Source organism: Pelomonas aquatica (assembly GCF_026712205.1).
Taxonomy (GTDB): domain Bacteria; phylum Pseudomonadota; class Gammaproteobacteria; order Burkholderiales; family Burkholderiaceae_C; genus Pelomonas; species Pelomonas aquatica.
Window position 1 is genome coordinate 140323 of record NZ_JAPPUW010000005.1, and the last position, 21475, is coordinate 161797.

The 21475-nt window shown below is 67.7% G+C and carries 20 protein-coding genes and 1 tRNA gene; 8 read left to right on the forward strand and 13 right to left on the reverse strand.

Going from position 1 to position 21475, the window contains the following annotated elements; translation table 11 throughout:
* Positions 1-8 precede the first annotated feature (8 nt).
* The 7 genes from NYP07_RS06960 (at position 9) to NYP07_RS06990 (ending at position 9177) form a co-directional block, all read left to right on the forward strand.
* Positions 9-983: an aliphatic sulfonate ABC transporter substrate-binding protein gene (locus tag NYP07_RS06960; RefSeq protein ID WP_268148804.1), complete on the forward strand. Its 975-nt coding sequence runs from the start codon at positions 9-11 to the stop codon at positions 981-983.
* 3 nt (positions 984-986) lie between these two features.
* The gene (locus NYP07_RS06965) at positions 987-1823 is read left to right on the forward strand and encodes an ABC transporter permease (RefSeq protein ID WP_268148806.1); all 837 of its coding nucleotides are present in this window, start codon (positions 987-989) and stop codon (positions 1821-1823) included.
* A complete protein-coding gene (locus NYP07_RS06970) occupies positions 1820-2542 on the forward strand; it encodes an ABC transporter ATP-binding protein (RefSeq protein WP_268148808.1) in 723 nt (240 codons plus the stop codon). Before NYP07_RS06965 ends, NYP07_RS06970 begins: the two co-directional genes overlap by 4 nt.
* Before the next feature lie 15 nt (positions 2543-2557).
* Entirely contained in the window at positions 2558-3334 is a 777-nt protein-coding gene (locus tag NYP07_RS06975; protein WP_268148810.1) for a MetQ/NlpA family ABC transporter substrate-binding protein, read from the forward strand.
* 234 nt (positions 3335-3568) lie between these two features.
* Positions 3569-3946 (forward strand): class II glutamine amidotransferase, encoded by a 378-nt coding sequence (locus NYP07_RS06980; RefSeq protein WP_268148812.1) that lies wholly within the window; start codon positions 3569-3571, stop codon positions 3944-3946.
* A 310-nt stretch (positions 3947-4256) separates the two neighbouring features.
* Positions 4257-6653, forward strand: a complete 2397-nt coding sequence (locus tag NYP07_RS06985) for a TonB-dependent receptor plug domain-containing protein (protein ID WP_268148813.1) — start codon at positions 4257-4259, stop codon at positions 6651-6653.
* A 43-nt stretch (positions 6654-6696) separates the two neighbouring features.
* Entirely contained in the window at positions 6697-9177 is a 2481-nt protein-coding gene (locus NYP07_RS06990) for a TonB-dependent receptor plug domain-containing protein (protein ID WP_268148815.1), read from the forward strand.
* A gap of 39 nt (positions 9178-9216) precedes the next feature.
* Here NYP07_RS06990 and NYP07_RS06995 read toward each other — a convergent pair whose 3' ends face one another.
* The 9 genes from NYP07_RS06995 to NYP07_RS07040 all read right to left on the reverse strand — a co-directional run bounded on the left by NYP07_RS06995 (position 9217) and on the right by NYP07_RS07040 (position 18850).
* Entirely contained in the window at positions 9217-10260 is a 1044-nt protein-coding gene (locus NYP07_RS06995) for an LLM class flavin-dependent oxidoreductase (RefSeq protein ID WP_268148817.1), read from the reverse strand.
* A gap of 8 nt (positions 10261-10268) precedes the next feature.
* Positions 10269-11159 (reverse strand): ABC transporter substrate-binding protein, encoded by an 891-nt coding sequence (locus NYP07_RS07000; protein WP_268149023.1) that lies wholly within the window; start codon positions 11157-11159, stop codon positions 10269-10271.
* 47 nt (positions 11160-11206) lie between these two features.
* Complete coding sequence (locus tag NYP07_RS07005) at positions 11207-12130, reverse strand: ABC transporter substrate-binding protein (protein ID WP_268148819.1); 924 nt, start codon at positions 12128-12130, stop codon at positions 11207-11209.
* 40 nt (positions 12131-12170) lie between these two features.
* Entirely contained in the window at positions 12171-13988 is a 1818-nt protein-coding gene (locus NYP07_RS23930) for an amino acid ABC transporter permease/ATP-binding protein (RefSeq protein WP_276597011.1), read from the reverse strand.
* The gene (locus tag NYP07_RS07020) at positions 13985-14533 is read right to left on the reverse strand and encodes a GNAT family N-acetyltransferase (RefSeq protein WP_268148821.1); all 549 of its coding nucleotides are present in this window, start codon (positions 14531-14533) and stop codon (positions 13985-13987) included. Before NYP07_RS07020 ends, NYP07_RS23930 begins: the two co-directional genes overlap by 4 nt.
* Before the next feature lie 23 nt (positions 14534-14556).
* Positions 14557-15783, reverse strand: coding sequence for a M20 aminoacylase family protein (locus NYP07_RS07025; RefSeq protein WP_268148823.1), 1227 nt, complete (start codon positions 15781-15783; stop codon positions 14557-14559).
* Complete coding sequence (locus tag NYP07_RS07030; RefSeq protein ID WP_268148825.1) at positions 15783-17129, reverse strand: LLM class flavin-dependent oxidoreductase; 1347 nt, start codon at positions 17127-17129, stop codon at positions 15783-15785. Before NYP07_RS07030 ends, NYP07_RS07025 begins: the two co-directional genes overlap by 1 nt.
* Positions 17130-17153: 24 nt before the next feature.
* On the reverse strand, positions 17154-18152 hold the full coding sequence (locus NYP07_RS07035; protein ID WP_268148827.1) for an LLM class flavin-dependent oxidoreductase: 999 nt from the start codon (positions 18150-18152) through the stop codon (positions 17154-17156).
* A gap of 323 nt (positions 18153-18475) precedes the next feature.
* Positions 18476-18850 (reverse strand): hypothetical protein, encoded by a 375-nt coding sequence (locus NYP07_RS07040; RefSeq protein WP_268148829.1) that lies wholly within the window; start codon positions 18848-18850, stop codon positions 18476-18478.
* Here NYP07_RS07040 and NYP07_RS07045 point away from each other — a divergent pair.
* Positions 18837-19046, forward strand: coding sequence for a hypothetical protein (locus NYP07_RS07045; protein WP_268148831.1), 210 nt, complete (start codon positions 18837-18839; stop codon positions 19044-19046). The genes NYP07_RS07040 and NYP07_RS07045 overlap by 14 nt on opposite strands.
* 92 nt (positions 19047-19138) lie before the next feature.
* Here NYP07_RS07045 and NYP07_RS07050 read toward each other — a convergent pair whose 3' ends face one another.
* The 4 genes from NYP07_RS07050 to NYP07_RS07065 form a co-directional block, all read right to left on the reverse strand.
* Positions 19139-19591, reverse strand: coding sequence for a tyrosine-type recombinase/integrase (locus tag NYP07_RS07050; RefSeq protein WP_277583805.1), 453 nt, complete (start codon positions 19589-19591; stop codon positions 19139-19141).
* On the reverse strand, positions 19573-20259 hold the full coding sequence (locus tag NYP07_RS07055) for an integrase (protein ID WP_268148835.1): 687 nt from the start codon (positions 20257-20259) through the stop codon (positions 19573-19575). Before NYP07_RS07055 ends, NYP07_RS07050 begins: the two co-directional genes overlap by 19 nt.
* A gap of 178 nt (positions 20260-20437) precedes the next feature.
* Positions 20438-20514, reverse strand: a tRNA-Pro gene (locus NYP07_RS07060).
* Between the two features lie 30 nt (positions 20515-20544).
* A complete protein-coding gene (locus NYP07_RS07065) occupies positions 20545-21474 on the reverse strand; it encodes a polyprenyl synthetase family protein (RefSeq protein WP_378990346.1) in 930 nt (309 codons plus the stop codon).
* Position 21475: the final 1 nt, after the last annotated feature.

Here is a 21475-nt window from a genome sequence, read left to right on the forward strand (position 1 = left end):
AGGAATGAATGCAACGACGCCACCTGATCCAACTCGCCGCCGGCACCCTGGCTGCACCGGCGCTCGCGCGCGCCGCCGACGACAAGCTGCGCGAACTGCGGCTGGACTACGCCACCTATTCGCCCTCCAGCCTGGTGCTCAAGCGCTTCGGCTGGCTGGACGAGGACTTCAAGTCGCGCGGCATCCCGGTCAAGTGGGTGTTCAGCGCTGGCAGCAACCGCGCGCTGGAATACCTGAACGCGGGCAGCATCGACATCGGCTCCAGCGCCGGCCTGGCCGCGCTGCTGGCCCGGACCAACGGCAACCCCATCCGCTCGCCCTACATCTTCTCGCGGCCGGAATGGACGGCGCTGGTCGTGCCCAAGGATTCGCCGATCAAGACGCTGGCCGACCTGCGCGGCAAGAAGGTCGCGGCGACCAAGGGCACCGATCCCTACCTCTTCCTGCTGCGCGCCCTGCACACCGTGGGCCTGAAGCGCGCCGACATCGAGCACGTCAGCCTGCAGCATGCCGACGGCCGCGTCGCGCTCGAGCAGGGCCGCGTCGACGCCTGGGCAGGGCTGGACCCGCTCATGGCCTCGGCCGAGCTGAACAACGGCGCGCGCCTGCTCTACCGCAACGTCGCCTTCAACACCTACGGCTTCCTGAACGTGCGCGAGGAGTTCCTGCAGCAGCACCCGGACGAGGCGCGCCGCGTCATCGGCCACTACGAGCGCGCGCGCAAGTGGATCCTGGCCAACCCGACGGAGGCCGCCACGATCCTGGCCGACGAAGCCAAGGTGGACCTGACGGTCGCCCTGCTGCAGCTCAAGCTGCGCACCGACCTGTCGCAGCCGCTGCCGTCCCAGGAACACGTGAAGGCGCTGCAGGCCGCGGCACCCATCCTGCTGGACGAGGCGCTGGTCAAGCCGGGCTCCGACGTGCGCGGCGCCATCGACGCGCTGGTCGACACGCGCTTCGCCGCGGGGCTGATCCAGGCCTGAGCGATGTCCGCCGACCCCAACGCCATCCCCGGCCTCAGGTCCGCGCGGCGCCGGCCGCTGCGCCTGCTGCACCTGCTGCACCGGCCAAAGCGGGCGCTCGGGCTCGCCCCGCCGGCGCTGCTGCTCGGTGGCGTCGAGGTGGCCGTGCGAGCCGGCTGGGTCAATGGCCATCTGCTGCCCGCGCCCAGCGACGTGGTGGGCTCGCTCCTGGGCCTGGGCGCAGCGGACGTGGGTGGCCACGTGCTGGCCAGCACGCTGCGGGTGGCAGTCGGCTTCCTGATCGGCGCGCTGCTGGCCCTGCTGGTCGGCGCGCTGGTGGGCCTGTCTCGCACGGCCGAAGCGCTGCTGGATCCGAGCTTCCAGGCACTGCGCGCCATCCCGTCGCTGGCCTGGGTGCCGCTGCTGCTGCTCTGGCTGGGCATCGACGAGGCGCCCAAGCTGGTGCTGATCGCCATCGGCGCCTTCTTTCCGGTCTACATGGGCACGCTGTCGGGCATCCGCGACGTGGACCGCAAGCTCGTGGAACTGGCGCGGCTCTACGGGCTCGGCGGCGCGGCGCTGGCTCGCCGGGTGCTGCTGCCCGCCGCGTCACCGGCGGTGCTGACCGGCCTGCGCAACGGCCTGAGCCTCGCGTGGATGTTCATGGTCGCGGCGGAGCTGATCGCGGCGACGCGGGGGCTGGGCTACCTGCTGACCGATGGCCGCGAGATGGGCCGCGCCGACCTCGTCTTCGCCGCCATCCTGCTGCTGGCCGCGCTGGGCAAGCTCAGCGACGGCCTGATGCGCCGTTGGGAACGGCGCACTCTCGCCTGGCGCGACAGCGTGGGAGCTGCCGCATGAGCCTGCTCGACCTGCACGTGCTGTCCAAGCGCTTCGGCGACAGGCTGGTGCTGTGCGACGTGCGGCTGGCGCTGCAGGCTGGCGAGGTGGTGAGCCTCGTGGGGGCCAGCGGCTGCGGCAAGAGCACGCTGCTGCGCATCGCCGCCCGGCTGGACAAGGACTTTGCGGGCTGGGTGCGCCGGGGCGAAGGCGGCGGCACGGCACGCGAGGTCGGCGTGGTGTTCCAGGAGCCGCGCCTGTTCCCGTGGCTCACGGTGGCGCAGAACGTGGCGTTCGCGGCCGGTGCCCCCAGGGCGGATGCCCGCGCACTCGCGCTGCTGGCCGAGGTCGGGCTGGCCGGGCACGAGCAGTCGCTGCCCAAGCAGCTCTCCGGCGGACAGGCCCAGCGCGCGGCCATCGCACGGGCGCTGTTCACGCAGCCAGGCGTACTGCTGCTGGACGAACCCTTTTCCGCCGTGGACGCTTTCACCCGCATGAAGCTGCAGGAGCTGCTGGCGGGCGTCGCACGCCGGCACGGCATCACGCTGCTGCTGGTGACCCACGACATCGACGAAGCCGTGCTGCTGGGCGACCGGGTCGTCGTGCTTGGCACCGAGGCGCGCGGCATCGTCGAGGAGATCGCGATCGACCTGCCGCGATCCCGCGACCGCCGCGACCCGGCACTGGCACCGCTGCGGACCCGGGTGCTCGATGCGCTGCACGAGGCGCATGCCCTCTGATCACTGCCCAACCTAATGAGATTCAAGTTGCTGCTGGCCATGGCCGGCCTGGCGCTCAGCGCCTCGGCGCTGGCCGAAGACATCCGCATCGCCGTCACGCAAGGCCCGCACGCCCAGATCGCCGAAGTGGCGAAGAAGGTCGCCGAGCGTGACGGGCTTCGTCTGACCATCGTCGAGTTTGCCGACTACATCCAGCCGAATGCGGCGCTGGACGCCGGCGACGTGCAGGCCAACAGCTTCCAGCACCTGCCCTTCCTTCAGTCCCAGGTGCAGGCGCGCGGATACCGGATCAGCCCGGTCGGGCTGACCGTGACGGCGCCGCTGGGCTTCTACTCCAAGCGCGTGAAGTCCCTGGCCGGCCTGAAGCGCGGCGCGCAGGTCGCCATCCCCAACGATCCCTCCAACAGCGGCCGGGCGCTCCAGCTGCTGCAGAAGGCAGGCGTGCTGAGGCTCAAGCCGACGGCCGGCATCACGGCCACCGTGGCCGACATCGCCGACAACCCGCGCGAGCTGCGCATCGTGCAGGTCGACGCGGCCCAGTCGCCGCGCACGCTGGACGACGTGGATGCCAGCGCCATCAACACCAACTTCGCTGTCCAGGCCGGCCTGCAGCCGGCGCGCGACGCCATCGCCATCGAGGATGCCAGAGGGCCCTACGCCAACCTGATCGCGGTGCGCACGGCCGACAAGGACAAGCCCTGGGTCGCCAGGCTGGTGAAGGCCTTCCAGTCTCCGGAGGTGCGCCGCTTCGTCGAAGCGCAGTTCAGCGGAGCACTGGTCATCGCCTTCTGAACATCCCAGGCCCATGAATGTTCCCGGCGTTCGCGAAGAAACGATGGCGCTGCTGCGGTACAAGGTGCACGGCAGCGCCGCGATGACCAATACGTCATTGGTGCGAGCCCGTGGCGTTGCCAGACGCCACGGTGTGAGCCCGCTTCTGAGCATGGTCCGGGATTCGTCGGCGACAGCGGTGAGCGGCGCGAGCCGCATCCCGTTTGTGAGATCGAGTCGAAATCGATGCCTCCCATGGCGCTGCCATTCATAAGCATGATGGAGCAGCACATGGCGGTACGCAAGCGAGCGACCGCGACGGGATTGTTCGGACAGACGCGTTTCAACCTGTTGCTGACCGCCGGCCGCGCGATGCTGGCCCATGCCTCGACACGGCTGCACTGGTTGCAACGCCGTCGTCCGCCCTTCGGTCACGTCGCGCTGCGCGACGGCGACCTGAGCGTCGACCTGGCCACCGTGAACAACCCCGCCGACCGCATGGCCCTCGTCTCCGCGGAGCCCTTGACGCACGGCGAGGCTTGGCAGCCTTTCGCCGCGGGCGAGGTGCGCGTGTTTGCCGACGGGGAATGCGTGTTTCTGAGCGAAGGGGTGGCCGCACGCGCCGCGGTCTGACAGCACGCCACCCACCCGACCCCAAGCACCGAGCAGGGCCGCAGTCTCCCTTAGGCTGACGGCCTGCTCGCCGTTGCGGATGACGCGCTCCCTGCGCTGAGCCGCCCGCCCGGCGATGGCGGCATGCACGCATGCGGCACCCGAAAACACGTGAAGCCAAGGCGACAGGCAGGCCCGTGGCTACGAAGAATTCGTCACACCGATATGCCTGCAGCCGGGCATAAGCAGCGTCGGTTTCATTCGTTCCGGATCGGATGTCCGGTCGTTAGCGTTCGCAGCCCTAACTCACTCTTCACGGAACTGCCTGCACATGAATCCGACGCCCACGCGCCGCGCCTCGCGCTCCCCCATTGCCCTCGCCTCGCTGCTCGTTCTCGGCACGGCAGCGCAGGCCCAGGCGCTGCTGGCCGCAGCGCCCGCTGCTGTCTCGCTGGACAGCGTGATCGTCACCGGTACCCGCAGCCTGGGCACCAAGGCAAGCGAGAGCGTGTCGCCCATCTCCATCGTCAGCGCAGATGACCTGCTGCAGACCGGCCAGCGCAATGTCATCGACGCACTGGCACGCCTGGAGCCCAGCTTCGTGGCGCGCGCCCTGGGCGGCGACTACGCCAACATCGTGCGCTCCGCGACGCTCAGGGGCCAGGGCCCGAACCAGACACTGGTGCTGGTGAACGGCAAGCGCCGCCACACCACGGCCTTCATCGCCACCAGCGGAGGCCTCACCTCCGGCGCCGCAGCGGTGGATCTGGACCAGATCCCCGTTTCCGCCATCGAGCGCATCGAGGTGCTGCGCGACGGCGCTGCCGCCCAATACGGCTCTGACGCCATCGCCGGCGTGATCAACATCATCTTGAAATCCTCCCCCACGGAGGGATCCCTGGACCTCAGCCAGGGGCAATTCCATGGCAGCGACATCAACCCCCATGGGCTGGGGAACGGCCGCACACGCACCCTCGCCGTCTCCAAGGGTTTCAGGTTGGACAGCCGCGGCTTCCTCGACCTGAGCGCCGAGGTGCGCGACAAGCTCCACACCAACCAGACCGGCCCCGAGCTGCGCACCACCACCATCGATCCCTATGCAAGCCGAATCATCGGCGACGCGGCCTACAACCTGGGCGCCCTGGCATTCAATGCCGGCAAGCCGCTGGGCGACGGCCTGGAGGCCTACGCGTTCGGCACCTTCAGCACACGCTCGGCCGACTCCTACCAGAACCAGCGCCTGCCCAACAAGCCGGCGTTCGCCCCGCTGGTGGCGGCCGGCATCTATACGCAGGGCTTCGAGCCGAGGGAAATCACCGCCGAACAAAACCGCGCCGCGTCCGCGGGCCTGCGCGGCAGCTTTGCGAGCGACGGTCGCTGGGACGCCAGCGTCACGACGGGCGGTGACCGCATCGACCTCGGCATCGACAACACCGTCAATGTGGATCTGTTCAAGGACACGGGCAAGAGCCCCTACAGCGCCAGCATCGGCCAGTTTTCCAACCGCCAGACCACGGCAAACGTGGACTTCAGCAAGCCTGTCGACCTGGGCCTCGCACGCCCGCTGGACCTGGCTGCGGGCGCCGAGTTCCGGCAGGAACGCTACGGCATCAAGGCGGGCGACTTCACGTCGACCTACAAGGGCGGCACGCAGGCATTCGTCGGCCTGACGGACTACGACGCCGGCACGCACGACCGCTCGGTGTTCGGGGCCTACGTCGACGCGACCCTGCGCCCCGCGCAGGGTCTGCAGCTGGGCGCCGCACTGCGCAGCGAGCACTACAACGATTTCGGCAGCGCCACCACCGGCAAGCTCAGCGCCCGTTGGGATGCCGACGCCGCCTGGGCACTGCGCGGCACGATCAGCAGCGGCTATCGCGCCCCCAACCTCGCCGAGCAGTACTTCTCTTCCACGCTGGTGACGCCGACCTTCACCTACGTGCAGCTCCAGGCCAACTCGGCTGCTGCCAAGCTGGCGGGCGCCCAGGCGCTCAAGCCCGAGAAGTCCGACAACCTCAGCTTCGGCTTGGTGGCCAATCCGTCCAAGGACTGGCAGTTCACTGCCGATGCGTACCAAATCCGCATCAAGAACCGCATCGTGCTCAAGACGGGCATCAGCGGCAGTCCGGCGGCACAGGCGATCGCGGCGGCAGGCATCGTGGCGCAGCCAGGCACCTCGGCGTTCTACGCCAACTACTTCGCCAACGGCATCGACACTACCAGCCGCGGCCTGGACCTCGCCGCGCAGACCCGCAGCGATCTCGGCACGCTGGGCTTCGTCAAATGGTCGCTGGCGGGCAACTTCCAGAAGCTCCGCATCGATCAGGCCGACCCGAGCTTCAGCCAGGGCGTGCGCAGCGCGCTCACCGACTCCACGCCCAAGCACAAGCTGGTGGCCACAGCGGACTATTCGCTGGACGGTTTCAACAGCACGCTGCGCGTCACCCATTACGGCCAGACCTCGCTGTGGGCGCCCGACGGCCTCACGGGTGGCGCGCCCTGGCACCAGGAAGTGGTCAAGCCTGCCTTCATCCTCGATCTTGAGGCCGGCTATGAGCTCAGCAACGGTCTGCGCCTGGCAATCGGCGCCAATAACCTGACCAACAAGCGGCCAGAGCGCGTGCCGCTGGCGACTGCACTGCCCAACGGCGCGCAACTGCTGCCGGCCTTCTCGCCCTATGGCATCAACGGCGCCTTCTATTACGCCAGCGCGAGCTGGCGCCTGTGAGCCTGGGCCGAGCTGCTTGCTCTCGCACTGAACCCTCGCTCCCATGAACACCAGAACACACCGCGCCCCCCATCGCGGCCATCGGCCCCTGCATGCCCTCGCCCTGGCCGCCATCGCCACCAGCGCGTCGGCAGCCGATACAACGTCCACGGCAGCCAACCTGCTGGATGTCGTCGTGACCACGGGCAGCCGAGGCTATCCGCGCACCGTGGCCGACAGCCCCACGCCCATTGATGTCATCGGCGGCGACCAGCTCGAAAAGCTCGGGGCCAACACGGCGCTGCGCGACGCGCTGGCCCAGCTCCTGCCGTCGTTCCAGACCACCACTCAGGCCAGCCTGTCGGCCGACAGCATCGCCAGGCCCGCGGGCCTGCGGGGCCTCAGTGGCGCCCACGTGCTCGTGCTGGTGAACGGCAAGCGGCGCCACAACAGCGCCGTGGTCAGCCTGGCTCCCAACAACCAGAGCAACGGGTCCAACCCGGTGGACATCGACCTGATCCCGGTCAGCGCCATCGACCACATCGAGGTCCTGCGGGACGGTGCCGCCGCACAGTACGGTTCGGACGCCATCGCCGGCGTGATCAACATCGTCCTCAAGTCCAGGGGCAGCGGCGGTAGCAGCACGACGACGCTGGGCACGCGTCACCACTTCGACAACGGCGGCCAGGACAACGGCGGCACCGTCCAGCAGACGCTGGACTGGGGCGTGGCGCTGCCGCGCCAGGGGTTCCTGAATCTGGCCCTTGACGGCAAGCTCCAGCAGGCCACCGTCCGCAACACCGACGCCACGGGAGCGTTCTATGCGCCGGTGGGCGGCCAGCCCGACCCGCGCGAAGCCACCGTGAACAAGAAGGTCTTCGCCGGCGGGCTGCCCGAGATCCACGTGCTGAACGCGTCCTACAACGCCGAGGCGCCCCTGGACGACGCGCTGAACCTGTACTCGTTCGGCACCGCGAGCGCACGCCAAGGCCGCGTCGGCCAGAACTTTCGCCGCCCCAACGCGACCAACATCATCCCCAGCCTCTACCCCGACGGCACCGCCCCGGTCTACACGCTGGACGAACGCGACTTCCAGGTCGCCGGCGGCGCGCGCCTGACGCAGGCCGGCTGGAACTGGGACCTGAGCAGCACCTACGGCCGTGACAGCGTGGCCAACGGCTCCGACCACACGCTCAATGCGTCGCTAGGGCCCAGCAGCCCCACCCGTTTCGACACCTTCTCTTCCACCTTCTCGCAGTGGACCAACAACCTCGATGCGACGCGCGCGTACGAGGTCGGGCTGGCCCGGCCCCTTCAGGCCTCCTGGGGCCTGGAACACCGGCAGGAAAGCTACGACACGGTGTCGGGCGATCCGCGATCCTACCAGTTCGGCGGCTACGTCTTCCCCAGCGGCCCTCTGGCGGGCAAGCTGGCCGCCACCGGAGCGCAGGGTGCGATCACCGTGACGCCGGGCGACGAGGCTCACCTCAGGCGCAACAGCTACGCCGCCTACCTGGACCTGGGGCTGAACCCGACCCGCAGCTGGTTCGTCGGTCTCGCGGGCCGCGCCGAGCATTACGACGACGGTGCCGGCAACACCACCAGCGGCAAGCTCACCACGCGCTACGAGCTGACACCAGCCCTGTCCCTGCGCGCCACGGCCAGCAACGGCTTCCGCGCACCCGCCCTGACCCAGTCCGGTTTTGCGCAGACCTCCAACCAGTACAACATCGTCAACGGCGTCAGCCAGTTCGTGCAATCCAAATCCGTGCAGGTCGGCTCGGCACTGGGTCAGGCGCTGGGTGCCAGCACGCTCAAGCCCGAGAAGTCGCGCAACCTGAGTCTGGGACTGAGCTTCTCCCCCAGCCGCCAGGCCAACCTCAGCGTCGATGCCTACCGCATCAGCCTGAGCAACCGGATCGCGCAGACCGGCTTCCTTCAGGGAGCCGCCGTGGACGCCCTGCTGTTGAAGAACGGATTCCAGTCCGGGCAGTCGATCAAGTATTTCGCCAACGCCATCGACACCCGCACCACGGGCGTCGACATCGTGGGCGACTACACGCAAGACCTCGCCGAGGCCGGCCAGTTGCGCTGGACGCTGGGCTACAACTACAACAAGACCGAGATCACCCACATTCGCGACAACCCCGCGCAGCTGGCGGGCCTGGGGCTGACCTTGTTCGACCGTGCGGCCCAGGGCGCCATCACACACTCCAATCCTCGCTCCAAGCTCATCCTGGGCGCCAACTGGCAGGTGGCGGACTGGACTGTGAGTCTGCGCGAGACGCGGTACGACAAGGTCCAGTTGCTCAACGTCAACCCGCTGTACGACCAGGCCTACGCCGCACGCTGGCTGACTGACCTGGACTTGGGCTGGCGCCTGCGTGCCGGCACCACGCTGTCGATCGGTGCCAACAACCTGTTCAACACCTACCCCAGCCGCAACACGGTCGCCGACATCAATGGCTTCCCGCCCTACTCCAGCATCTCGCCCTTCGGCTTCTATGGCGCGTTCTACTACACACGCCTGAACCTGACGTTCTGAGGCCGGGCGGCCAGCGCCTGCGGGCGCCGGCCTTGCATTTCAGACGGACTGCAAGGCAGCCGTGCCCGCCGAGTGTTCCGGACGTCCGGCTCGCCCCAGGGCCGGGGCGATCAGGCGTGCCGCGTCCTCGATGATCTGCACATACTCGTCGGGGTGGAAGTCGTAGGGCAGTTCAAGCCGCAGCTCCTGCACCAGGGGCAGCACGGGATCCCGCGCCAATGCGGCGAGGATCTCGTCGGCACTCCCGACCAGGTCGGGTGCGAACAAGGTGCGTCGCTCGCCCTGCGGACCCAGCGTCCGGGCCTGACGGCTCGCGGCGAAGTCGCGGTAGCGTCGGCGTGTCGAGGCATCGGCGCCGTCGGTGGGCAAGATGACCCGTCCCAGCGCGACGCGCGCAGCCTGCCCCGCCGGCGCACTGGCACGGAACAGCGCAATCTGCTGTGCCTGCCCCTTGAAGAAGTCGTCCGTGGTCTCGGCGCGGCTGACATTGCCCACGAGCAGGTTGAACCCGTGCTGACCGGCCCATTCGGCCGAGTAGAGCGAGCCGGCGCCGTACCAGAGGCGGTCGACCAGCCCGGCCGCGACCGGATGCAGCCGGGCGCGCTGCCGGCCAGCAGGCGACTCGATCCAGCAATCCTCACCGAGGAACTCGCTGCGCAGACAGTCGCGCAGACGGGCCACACGGCGGTGCGAAAAGTCGATGCTGCCGACATCGGCATCAAGCAGACGTTCTCCCAGCAGCGCCGCATACGGCGGAGGCCCGGCACTGAAACCCACCTGCAGCCGTGCGCCGGAGAGCACATCGACAGTGGCCAGGTCCTCGGCGAGGCGGAACGGGTTCTCGTAGCCCATCTGGATGACCGCGGCCCCAAGCCCTATCCGGCGTGTCCGCTGCGTGGCCGCGGCCAGGAAGGTCGCGGCCGAAGACACGCCACGTTCCAGGTGGCGCTGGCGCACCCAGGCGCTGTCGAACCCGAGGGCTTCGGCACGGGCGAAGAGTCTGAGCGTCGCTTCGAGGCCGGAGGCGGGGTTGCTGTCGACGTAGTTGCCCGGTATCAGCAGGGCGAGGTGTTGAATGGACATCGTCTTGATCAGAACTTGGGCAGGCCCGGCGGATTGGTCTCGGCTCGCGGCAGAGCCTCTTCGGCGATGCCCCAGCGTGCCAGCGTCTGCGCATACTTGCCGTTGCGAATCAGGGTGTTGGTGGCCACGGTGAAGGCTGCGGCCAGTCCGCTGCCCTTGCGCGTGGCCACGGCCACATCCGCCTTCAGGGGCCAGCCGGCATTGACCGTCCCCACTGCGCGCGTGCGGCCTTCACGGGCCGCCAGGTAGGCCAGCGGTCCGTAGGGGTTGAAATGGGCGTCGGCCCGGCCGGATTCCAGCGCCAGCTTCGCCGCCACGAGGTCGTCGAAATACAGCAGCTGCGCAGGCTTGAGGCCTGCAGCGAGGTTGATACGGTTCCATTCGAGCAGGATGCGCTCCTGGATGGTTCCGACGGCCGTGATGATCTTCAGCCCCGCGATGTCCTGGGGCTCCTTGATGGACTGGATGGGACTGTCCTTGCGGACGAAGAAGCCATGCAGCCCGAGCCGGTAGGTGGAGAAGTCGAACTTCAGCTTGCGCTCCTCCGTCACGCCGACGTTGGAGATGACGGCGTCGTACTTGCCCGAGGCCAGGCCCAAGGGCCAGTCCGGCCAGGCGACCGTCACGAGGTCCAGCTTGAGACCCAGCGCCTCCGCCATCTGGTGGGCATGGTCGGCATCGGCGCCCACCACGGTGCGGGCGTCCGTGGCGTATGTGGATGCCGGCGGAACCGCAGCGCTGATGGCCACCGTCAGGGTGCCGGGCGTGACGAACCGGAAGTCCGCCGGCAGGGCTTGGATGGCTGCCGGGTCAGGCTGTGCGTGGATGCGGCCGGTCTGGGCGGGACTCAGGTCGATCTGGGCGATTGACTGCGCCTGGGCCAGGCTGCCTGACAGCATGGCGAGGACGAGGAAGGTGCGGGCCAGGGGTTTCATGCGGCAGGTCTTCATGGCTTGGGCAGGCCGGGCGGATTGGTCCTCGAGACGGCGATGGCCTCGGACTCCAGGCTCCAGCGTGACAGCGCCTTGGCGTAGTTGCCGTTGCGGATCTGGGCGTTGATGGCCGCCGTCACAGCGTCGGCCAGGCCCGAGCCCTTGCGTGCGGCCGCGGCGATCTCCGCGGTCAACGGCCAGCCGCCGGAGAAGGTGCCCACCAGGCGGGTCTTGCCGTCGCGCGCCTCGAAGGCAGCCCATCCATTGGGTGCGAAATGCGCATCGGCCCTGCCCGACTGAAGGGCCAGGCGCAGCACCGCCGGATCATCGAAATAGAGGATCTCCACAGGCTTCAGCCCGGCGGCCACGTTCTGCTGGTTCCAGCGCAACAGGATCTGCTCCTGGTTGGTCGCGGAACCGACGATGACGCGCAGACCCGCCAGCTCGCGCGGGTCCTTGATGCTGCGAATCTTGCTGTCGCTGCGGACGTACACGCCGAGCTGGTCATTGCGGTAGGTGGAGAAGTCGAACTTCTCCTTGCGCTCCTCCGTCACGGTCACGTTGGACACCACCAGGTCGTACTTGCCCGACTGCAGTCCCAGCGGCCAGTCGGCCCAGGCCACCGATACCAGCTCCAGCCTGCGGCCCAGGCTGTCGGCGATGAGCTGTGCGATGTCGGGCGCGTTGCCCACCGGCGTGCGGTTGTCGGTCGCGTAGTCGCTGAAGGGCAGCACGCCCACGGTGGTCGCCACCGTGAGCACGCCTTCCTTGGCGAACCTGGCATTCGGGCTCAGCAGCCGCTGCGCTTCGGCCACGACGGGCGAGCGCGGCCGCGAGGCCTGTGCCGGACTCAGGTCCACGGGCAGTGAGGCCGAGAAGGCGGGGAGCGCCAGCGGCAGAGCCAGGCTGGCGAGCAGAAAGGTCTTGCGGAATATCATGGGCAGCACATCTCTTTTTGTTGGTGGAACGGGAAAGCGGTCACAACACCTTGTCCAGGAAGGCTGCGGTGCGGGAATGACGAGGCGCGGTGAACAGCTGCTCGGGGGCGCCGGATTCCAGGATGCGACCGTGCTCCATGAAGACGACTGTGTCGGCCACCTCGCGCGCGAAGCCGATCTCGTGGGTGACGATGAGCAGCGTCGTGCCCGAACGGGCCAGCTCCTTGATCACGTCCAGCACCTCGCCGACCAGCTCAGGGTCCAGCGCCGAGGTGGGCTCGTCGAACAGCAGGACCTTGGGCTTGAGCGCCAACGCCCTGGCGATGGCCACGCGCTGCTGCTGGCCGCCGGAAAGCTGCCGTGGGAAAGCGCCTGCCTTGTCTGCCAGTCCCACGCGTACGAGAAGCTCCCGAGCGAGTCCCTCGGCCTCGTCTCGCGGCAGGCCTCGCACCGCCATGGGCGCCTCGATGAGGTTTTCCAGCACGGTGAGATGGGGGAAAAGATTGAAGTTCTGGAACACCATGCCCACGTCCGCGCGACGCTGCAGGACCTCGCGCTCCGCCAGCTCATAGAGCAGGTCGCCCTGGCGGCGGTACCCGATCAGTTCGCCGTCGACAGAGATGAATCCACTGTCCACCCGCTCCAGGTGGTTGATGCTGCGCAGCAGGGTGGATTTGCCGGAGCCGGACGGTCCGAGGATCACGGTGACGGAACCGGCCGGCGCCGTCAGGCAAACGTCGTCCAGCACGCGCAGGCTGCCGTAGCTCTTGCTCACGCCCTGCACGGACACCTCGCCGCCGCGCACGTGGCGTTCCGCCCACGTCGGCGCGCTGGTGCGATCCGCCCGAACGGCCGGGACGGGAGCTTCGGCCGGCGCGGGCGCCGCCACCGCACGCTCACGTTTCAGGCGCTGGAAGAAGGACCGCGGCTGCTCGCGCAGCACACCGCGTGAGTAGTGACGCTCGATGCGCCTCTGCAGCAGGGACAGCACAGTCAGGACCACCAGGTACCAGACCGTGGCGACCATCAGCAGCGGGATTACCTCCAGGTTGCGGCGGTAGACGATCTGAATCGTGTAGAACAGTTCCGGCAAGGCCAGGATGTAGACCACGGACGTGCCCTTGGCCAGGCCGATGACTGCGTTGAAGCCGCTGGGCAGGATGGCGCGCATGGCCTGAGGCAGCACAATGCGGCGAGCCTGCCTGGGGCGCGACAGGCCCAGCGCCGCAGCCGCCTCCAGCTGGCCCGCATCCACGGACAGGATGCCGCCGCGGATGATTTCCGCCGCATAGGCCGACTGGTTCAGCGTCAACCCGATTACGGCGGCGGCGAAAGGGCTTAGCAGCTGGGTGGTCGGGTATGAAAACCAGGTCCAGCCGGTCAACGGAACGCCGATCGTGATGGTTTCGTAGAGATAGCCCAGGTTGTTGATGAGCAGCAGCAGCACCAGCGGCGGGATGGAGCGGAACAGCCAGACATAGCTGAACGACAACCCCGACAGCAAGGGCGAGCGCGACACGCGCGCCAGCGCCAGCAGCGTTCCCAGCGAGAAGCCCAGGAATCCCGCCACACCGGTCAACAACAGCGTCCTCGCCAGGCCGACGAGCACCGCTTCGTCGAAGAACCACTGCGCAAACACGTCCCACCCCCAGCGCGGGTTCGTGAGCACCGAATGCGCGACGCCCGCAATCACCGCCAGCGCGAACAGCGTGCCCGCTGAGCGCCAGGGATAGCGCGCAGGCACGATGCGCAGGCGGGCGTAGTCGGTCGGACGCTCGGCGCCAGGATCGGTGGCAAGCTCGGTCGTCGGCGCCGGGCGTGGTCCCGGCACAGGAAGGGCAATGGCAGAGGTGTTCATCGCAGGCTCGATTCGGCAAAGGCTGGGGACGGGGTGGAGGTCAAGGCGGGGCTCAGCACCTTCTCGAAGGGAAGGCTGCGCAGCGCCTCCAGATCGGCATCGGGGGCGAACAGCGCCGTGTAGCCCTGGCGCAGGTAGAGCTCCACGGCCTCGGGCTGGCGAAAGCCGGTGGTGAGGAACAGGCGCCGGTAGCCCTGGCGCAGCGCCTGGACCTCCAGCTCGACCAGCAGGCGCCGGGCCAGGCCCTGCCGGCGCAGCAGCCGATCCGTCCAGACACGCTTGACCTCGGCGGTCCGCGCATCGGGATGGCGCTTGAACGCGCCTCCGGCAACGGCCACGCCGTCCCGCAGCAGCAGCACAAACAGTCCCCCCTCGGCGGGCGTGAACAACACATCCGGGTACCGGGCCATCTCCTGGCCGGCCGACTCGCCCGCCTGCCGGAAAAGCTCGCCGTAGCGGCTCTCGTACTCGTGGCTCAGCTGCTCCACCAGCGGACGGGCGCGCGGATCGCCCGGCAGGGTGTGGATGAATTCCTCGTGGCTCATGGGGTCCTCTGCGGGGCCTGAGCTCAGGCCAGGTAACGCTCCACCAGCCGGGACCAATAGGTCGCCGCCGGCAGCAGGATCGCGTCGTTGAAGTCGTACTTCGGGCTGTGCAGCGAGGCGCTGTCACCGTTGCCCATGAAGAGATAGCTGCCGGGTCGCTCCTGCAGCATGTAGGCGAAGTCCTCGCTGGCCGTGCGCGGCCGGAACTGCGGATCGACCCGGTCGGCGCCCAGCGTCTCCAGCGCCACCTCGCGGGCAAATTCGGTCTCGGCGGCGTGATTGACAACCGCCGGGTAACCCCACTGGTAGGCCACGTCGGCGGTGGCGCCGAAGCTCTCTGCCTGCGCCCGGGCAAGGGCGGGCACGCGCTGACGCAGCAGTTCGCGCACCTCGGGACGGAATGCCCGCGCCGTGAGCTTGAGCTCCACGCTGTCCGGAATCACGTTCGCCGCCAGGCCGCCATGGATGGCGCCCACCGTGACCACGCCCATGTCCAGCGGGTTGACGTTGCGGGCCACCACGCTTTGCAAGGCGGTGATCAGGTGCGCGCTGGCCACCACCGGGTCCACGGTCTCCTGGGGCTGCGCGCCATGACCGCCCTTGCCGCGCACGGTGATGACTGCCTGGTCCACGGAAGCCATGGCCGGTCCCACGACGCAACCCAGGTGACCGGCATCCACGCAGGGCCAGTTGTGCAGCCCGAAGACTGCGTCCACCGGGAAGCGCTCGAACAGCCCGTCGGCAATCATCTTCCGTGCGCCACCGCCCATCTCCTCCGCCGGCTGGAAGATGAGCTGCAGGGTGCCGTCGAACTCGCCGTGTGCGGCAAGATATCGCGCCGCTGCCAGCAGCGCCGCGGTGTGCCCATCGTGGCCGCAGGCGTGCATCACGCCCTCGTTCACGCTGGCATAGGGAAGACCGGTCGCCTCGGCGATGGGCAAGGCATCCATGTCGGCGCGCAGGCCCAGCCGACGGCCGCCTGCACCGCGCCTCAGAGTGCCGACCACGCCCGTCGTCGCGATGCCCGTCGTCACCTCGTAGCCCCAGTCCGCCAGGCGCTCCGCGACCAGCGCAGCCGTGCGGTGCTCCTTGAAGGCCAGCTCGGGATGGCGGTGGATGTCCCGCCGCAGGTCCACGAAATCGTCGATGCCGGCGGCGATGGCCGCCCCGATCCGCTCGGTCGCTTGCGCCGCCAGCGTGTGCGACAGCGCCGGCGCGCGATTTAATGCGAGCCCGTCGTCCGCCCCCATCAGGCAGCCTCGGCGACGGCGGATGCGCTGCCCAGGTAGCGGCTGGCTTTTCGCGGCAGCCCCAGGTGGTCCCGCAGCGTGCTGCCCGCGAGTTCGCGGCTGTAGCGCCCGCGCGCCTCGAGCACCGGGATCACGAAGTCGATGAAGTCCTGCAGACCCTGGGCCTGCACGGGGAAGCCCAGGATGAAGCCGTCCACGGCGCCCTCATCGACCCAGCGGATGATCTCGTCGGCGATGCGCTCGCCGCTGCCCACGAACTGGGAAGCCGGCGTGGCGGATTCCAGTGCCACCTGGCGCAGCGTGAGGCCGCGTTCCCGGGCTGTCGCCTTGATGCGATCCGTGGTGGACTGAAAGCTGTTCTTGCCGATGTCGCCCAGGTCTGGGAAAGGCTCATCCAGCGGGTACTGGCTGAAATCGTGGTGTTCGAAGAACCGGCCCAGATAGGCAAGGGCCTCGTCGATGCTCAGCAACTCCCGGATCTGCTGGTACTTGGCCTGGGCCTCCTCGTCGGTCGCCGCGACCACCGGCCCGATGCCCGGGAAGATCTTCACGTCATCCGATGCGCGGCCGTGCGCGACCGCGCTGGTGCGCACCTGGCTGCGGAACTTGCGCGTCTCTTCCAGGTTGGGCGAATGGGTGAACACGGCATCCGCGAACTTGCCCGCCAGCGAGATGCCCGCATCGGAGGAGCCGGCCTGGAAGATCACCGGCTGCCCCTGCGGTGAACGACCGATGTTCAGCGGCCCGGCCACCTTGAAGAAGCGCCCCTGGTGGTTCAGCGTGTGCAGCTTGTTGGCATCGAAGAACTGGCCGGTCTCGCGGTTGCGGACGATGGCATCGTCGTCCCAGCTGTCCCACAGCCCCTGGGTCACCTGGAGGTACTCGTCGGCGATCTCGTAACGCAGCGCATGGTCCGGATGCTCGCGGTTGTAGTTCTTGGCCGAGCCTTCCAGCGGCGTCGTCACGACGTTCCAGCCCGCTCGCCCGCCGCTGAGCAGGTCCAGCGAGGCGAATTGCCGTGCCACCGTGAAGGGGTCGCTGTAGCTGGTGCTGACCGTGCCCGCCAGGCCGATCTTCCGGGTGCTCGTCGCCAGCGCCGACAGCAGCGTGAGCGGCTCGAAGCGGTTCAGAAAGTGGGGAATGGACTTCTCGTTGATGTAGAGCCCGTCAGCCACGAAGGCAAAAGCGATGCCCGCCGCCTCGGCCTTGCGGGTGGTCTCGACGAGGAAACCCAGGTTGATGCTGGCATCGGCGGGGCCGGAGGGGTGGCGCCACGAGTTCATGTGGCCGCCGGCGCCGTGAAGCATGATGCCGAAGGGAATGTGGCGAAGGGGAGACTGGGTCATGGAAGCTTCTCCTGAAAAGTCAGTTCACGCGGCCGGCACGAGGGCGCCCGCCAGCAGTTCGATGGACGTGAGACGGGCGGCGTAGTCGGCAACGGGCATCTCGACGAGGAATTCGTCGACGCCGTGGCGCTGGTGCAGCTCGTCAAGCTCGGCACGGACCTGGTCCGCAGTGCCGGCGATCACGTGCGGCGTCAGCACCTCGGTGCGGTACTGCGCAACGCCTGCCGCCCGGGCGAATTCCGCGGCGGCCTCCTGTGTCGGCAGGTTCACGCTCTGGCCGGTGGACAGATGCAGCTTCACCATCTGCTTGGGGCCGGCCAGGCGCTGCGCCTCCTCCTGGGTGTCGGCCACGAAGGCGAACAGGGCCAGCAGAGGGGCCCGGCCACTGGCTTCGCGGTAAGCCTGCAGCGAACGCACCACGTTGTCGGGGTCGCCATTGAAGTGACCGGCATAGCAGAAGCCCCAGCCCAGCCGCGCCGCGGTCTCGGCGCTGCCGGGGCTGCCGCCGAGCAGGATGCGGGCAGGCGGCACCGGCGGAACGGGGCGGGCCAGCGCCCCCGCAAGGGGATGCCCGGCCGGCAGCGTGTCATCCAGAAATGCGCCCAGATCGGTCAGCAGCTCGTCGAACGCGACCGGCCGCGAGGCGTCGTGGCGCGACTGCAGCGCCCGCGTCGTCGCCGGCAGTCCTCCGGGGGCCTTGCCCACACCCAGGTCCACGCGCCCAGGGGCAAGCGATGCCAGCACCTTGAAGGTCTCTGCCACCTTGAACGGGCTGTAGTGCTGCAGCATGACGCCGCCGGACCCGATGCGGATGCTGGTGGTGCGAGCCAGCAGATGCGCGATCAGCACCTCGGGGGTGGAGCCGGCGAGCTCGTCGTTGCCGTGATGTTCGTTGACCCAGAACCGGTGATAGCCCAGGGCCTCCGCACGCTGCGCCAGCTGCGTGGTGCGACGCAGGGCCTCGGCGGCGGTGGAGCCCTGCGGGATCAGGCTTTTTTCGAGCAGAGAAAGACGGTAGCTCATGAGCGACACCCCTGACAGGCCCGGTCGCAAAGGCGATGAAGGAGGCACATGACGGTGCGGTAGATGTGAAGGTGAGACTCATTCTGTGGACCCCCATCCCCGCAACGAAGCTCGTTCTCTTCATGTCGATATGCAGCCTCGAAACGGCGCGCCGCGCACGTCCTGGGCAGTGCACGACTTGCGCATATCGATGAGCAAATTTCGCGCTCGAGTCCGCACGGCTGAGCCACTAGGCTGCTGGCTCCCCGCGATGGGTCGCCCCCGCGACTCGTCGAGAGACTCCACCCCCTGTAGAGGTTATGAGTGAGCCGAGATCTGTTGCCTCAACCTGTGAGCTCGGCCTCGTCTGGCCGGATCGCTGGAATCCGTAGCGCCGCCCTCCTGATGGCGCGCTCGGCTTCAACTTCCACCGGCCGCAGGACACGCCCATGGCCCGCCTGCGAGGCTGTGCCGTACCGCCGCTGGGTCTTATTGGACAAGTGCCCCAGACCTCGACTGACGGCGTCGGCTGTGCCCGCCCGCTTGGCATCGGCGGCCCACTGGTGGCGGAAGCAGTAGGGCGTGACAGCATGACGATGATTGGGCCAAAGGCTCGCCGCCAGCCTGCGCACCTCGACGGTGAAGTTCAAGGCCTTTTCGATCTTGACGACCAGGGAGGCATCTTCAGTGGCCGACAGCGATGAGTTGAGCATCGCCATCCAACCGGACGAGCCTGAGGGCGGCTTTGACGCCCTCGGGGTCGATAAGGACGCCGTCGTCGTGTTCTCCCATTTGCAGAAATCCGTGCTGCGGCTTGCTAAGCCCATCTTTGATGGAGAGGAGGCGCTGCCGAGCTTCAGGTCGAGCTACGGACTTGCACTGCACTTCTGTCAACTCACCGCCCGGCTGGGTTAGCACAGTGACCTGAAATGACACCCTGAAGAGCTCACGGAGCAACTGCACCAGCTGGATGTCCGGGCTGTGGACTTACACCACGCGCTGGGACATCACCCGGGTGAGCGGCTAGGGGCCGCGGTCACGCCGGGCTTGATGAGCGGCGCCGCCACGAGCTCGGCCATGGTGACCTTGGCGTCCTTCGTAAGACGGCGGCGACCATGATGAAACGTCACCTGCTCCTGGTCTTTGAAGGCCGCGTCGAGGCGTTTGGCCAACCCGCCGGGCGTCAAGTGCGTGTACCGCAACAGCATGCGAGTGTCCTGGTGGCCGCTGAAAGCCTGCAAGTCGATAAGCGAGATGCCCCCAGGGAGCAGGCTGCCGGCTTCAGCGACACGGGAGATGGCCTCGTGGCGGAGGTCATGAATGCGAAGGCGGTCATCCCCTTCGGTCGCTATCCCGGCGGCTTTGCAGATGCGCTTCCATGCCTTGCGCAGATACGCCACGGTGATAGGAAAGACGTACTCGCTGGTCCTGGGAAGTTCCTTCAGCCATGGATGCGCCACTTGTCAATCGCGACGCGACACACGCGCGAGATGACGTCCAACTCGCGATTGATGGTTGCGGGGTCCACGTCCTCGGAGCGCTCGTCGACGTAGCGCTGAAGGTCGGTCGGCCCGATCTCGGAGAACGGCTTGAGGATGAACTTGGCCGCTTCGTTGGGCTCTGACATGCGGTGCCCGTTGGGCTTCGGGATGCGCAAGTTGCGGTCTTCAGGATTCTTGTGCGCTGCGTGGACCTCGGCGATGTCCTGCCGCGGGAGCCCGGCATCGACCAGCCAAGAGTTGATTTGGTAGGCCCCAATCAAGAAGCTCTTCAGGCGAGGAGCCTCCTCCCAGAGGTAGCGAATCACCAGGTCGGAAAGCTTGAGCTTGTGACCCTCGGTGTAGTCCACGAAGAGACCGTGGTACTGGTCCGCCTCGACCCTCTTCTTGATTGCGTCGGCTTCTGCCGCGCTACCTGCCGACTTGCTGACGCGCTTGCCATACTCGTCCTTCCAACGCACGAGATAGCTCTCGTCGAGAACAGAGAGCAGGGGCTTGTGACCAGCTTCTTTGAGCTCAGCCACGTAGGCCGTTGCGGCCTCAGACTTGTCGTAGGGGAAGCACTTCGTGAGGTCGTCGCGCTTCTTGACGCTGACCTGGGTGCGGGACTTGTTTTCAATGCTTGCCATGAGCGAGTTCAAACAGAAAGTTTCTGGAACTCGGTATAGGCAAGTACAGGTGGCATGACGCGAACTTTCTTCGCGTTGGCGGTACATGGCGTACCACCGATTTACCACCATAGTCCCCTTGGTGTCCTCAGCGACGAAGTCCGTGGTTGGATAAGTCGTTGATTTACAAAGGGAATCCTGGTCGGGGTGAGAGGATTCGAACCTCCGGCCTCTACGTCCCGAACGTAGCGCTCTACCAGGCTAAGCTACACCCCGATGTCTTCAGCTCTTCCGGTTGGCCGTCATTCAGGAGTGACGCTCAACCGACTGAATTGCGAATTCTAGCAGAGATTCTGTCCACTTGTTGGGAGGTAGCAGCTTGAGGCAGTCGCTGGCATGTCTGGCCTCGGTGCGGGCGACTTCGCGTGTGGACTCGAGTGCGCCCGTGGCCCGCACGATGGCGACGATCTCGGCCAGCTTCTCCAGCTCGCCGTGCTCAATCGCATGGCGCAGCATGGCGCGCTGTTCGGGCGCGGCGCGCTCCATCGCGATCAGCAGCGGCAGCGTCGTCTTGCCTTCGCGCAGATCGTCGCCGATGTTCTTGCCGAGTTCGTGCGCGTCGCCCTCGTAATCCAGCACGTCGTCGATGAGCTGGAAGGCCGTGCCCAGCGCGCGGCCGTAGGCGGCGCAGGCTTCCTCGACTTCCGGCGTCGCGTTCGCCAGCACGGCGCCCAGGCGGGCGCTGGCCTCGAAGAGCTTGGCGGTCTTGAAGCGGATGACGCGCAGATAACTCTCGACGGTGATGTCGGGGTCGTGCATGTTCATCAGTTGCAGGACCTCGCCCTCGGCGATGACATTGGTGGCCTCGGCCAGCACTTCCAGCACGCGCATGCGGTCCACCGACACCATCATCTGGAAGGCGCGCGAGTAGAGGAAGTCGCCCACCAGCACGCTGGCCGCGTTGCCGAACAATGCATTGGCGGTCGGTTTGCCGCGACGCAGCGACGACTCGTCGACGACGTCGTCGTGCAGCAGCGTTGCCGTGTGGATGAATTCGACGACGGCGGCCAGTTCGAAGCGTTCGGGGCGGTCGAAGCCCAGCGCGTTGGCGAACAGCAGCACGAGCTTGGGGCGCATGCGCTTGCCGCCGGCATGCACGATGTAGTGGGCGATCTGGTCGATCAGCGCCACGTCGGAGCTCAGGCGCCGGCCGATGACGGCATCGACCTGGGCCATT

What these genes read in the sequence shown, in the direction of transcription:
- NYP07_RS06960 (WP_268148804.1), top strand. Translation starts at nt 9, where the DNA reads ATGCAACGACGCCACCTGATCCAACTCGCCGCCGGCACCCTGGCTGCA.
- NYP07_RS06965 (WP_268148806.1), top strand. Translation starts at nt 987, where the DNA reads ATGTCCGCCGACCCCAACGCCATCCCCGGCCTCAGGTCCGCGCGGCGC.
- NYP07_RS06970 (WP_268148808.1), top strand. Translation starts at nt 1,820, where the DNA reads ATGAGCCTGCTCGACCTGCACGTGCTGTCCAAGCGCTTCGGCGACAGG.
- NYP07_RS06975 (WP_268148810.1), top strand. Translation starts at nt 2,558, where the DNA reads ATGAGATTCAAGTTGCTGCTGGCCATGGCCGGCCTGGCGCTCAGCGCC.
- NYP07_RS06980 (WP_268148812.1), top strand. Translation starts at nt 3,569, where the DNA reads ATGGCGCTGCCATTCATAAGCATGATGGAGCAGCACATGGCGGTACGC.
- NYP07_RS06985 (WP_268148813.1), top strand. Translation starts at nt 4,257, where the DNA reads ATGAATCCGACGCCCACGCGCCGCGCCTCGCGCTCCCCCATTGCCCTC.
- NYP07_RS06990 (WP_268148815.1), top strand. Translation starts at nt 6,697, where the DNA reads ATGAACACCAGAACACACCGCGCCCCCCATCGCGGCCATCGGCCCCTG.
- NYP07_RS06995 (WP_268148817.1), bottom strand. Translation starts at nt 10,260, where the DNA reads ATGTCCATTCAACACCTCGCCCTGCTGATACCGGGCAACTACGTCGAC.
- NYP07_RS07000 (WP_268149023.1), bottom strand. Translation starts at nt 11,159, where the DNA reads ATGCTGTCAGGCAGCCTGGCCCAGGCGCAGTCAATCGCCCAGATCGAC.
- NYP07_RS07005 (WP_268148819.1), bottom strand. Translation starts at nt 12,130, where the DNA reads ATGATATTCCGCAAGACCTTTCTGCTCGCCAGCCTGGCTCTGCCGCTG.
- NYP07_RS23930 (WP_276597011.1), bottom strand. Translation starts at nt 13,988, where the DNA reads ATGAACACCTCTGCCATTGCCCTTCCTGTGCCGGGACCACGCCCGGCG.
- NYP07_RS07020 (WP_268148821.1), bottom strand. Translation starts at nt 14,533, where the DNA reads ATGAGCCACGAGGAATTCATCCACACCCTGCCGGGCGATCCGCGCGCC.
- NYP07_RS07025 (WP_268148823.1), bottom strand. Translation starts at nt 15,783, where the DNA reads ATGGGGGCGGACGACGGGCTCGCATTAAATCGCGCGCCGGCGCTGTCG.
- NYP07_RS07030 (WP_268148825.1), bottom strand. Translation starts at nt 17,129, where the DNA reads ATGACCCAGTCTCCCCTTCGCCACATTCCCTTCGGCATCATGCTTCAC.
- NYP07_RS07035 (WP_268148827.1), bottom strand. Translation starts at nt 18,152, where the DNA reads ATGAGCTACCGTCTTTCTCTGCTCGAAAAAAGCCTGATCCCGCAGGGC.
- NYP07_RS07040 (WP_268148829.1), bottom strand. Translation starts at nt 18,850, where the DNA reads ATGGCGATGCTCAACTCATCGCTGTCGGCCACTGAAGATGCCTCCCTG.
- NYP07_RS07055 (WP_268148835.1), bottom strand. Translation starts at nt 20,259, where the DNA reads ATGGCAAGCATTGAAAACAAGTCCCGCACCCAGGTCAGCGTCAAGAAG.
- NYP07_RS07065 (WP_378990346.1), bottom strand. Translation starts at nt 21,474, where the DNA reads ATGGCCCAGGTCGATGCCGTCATCGGCCGGCGCCTGAGCTCCGACGTG.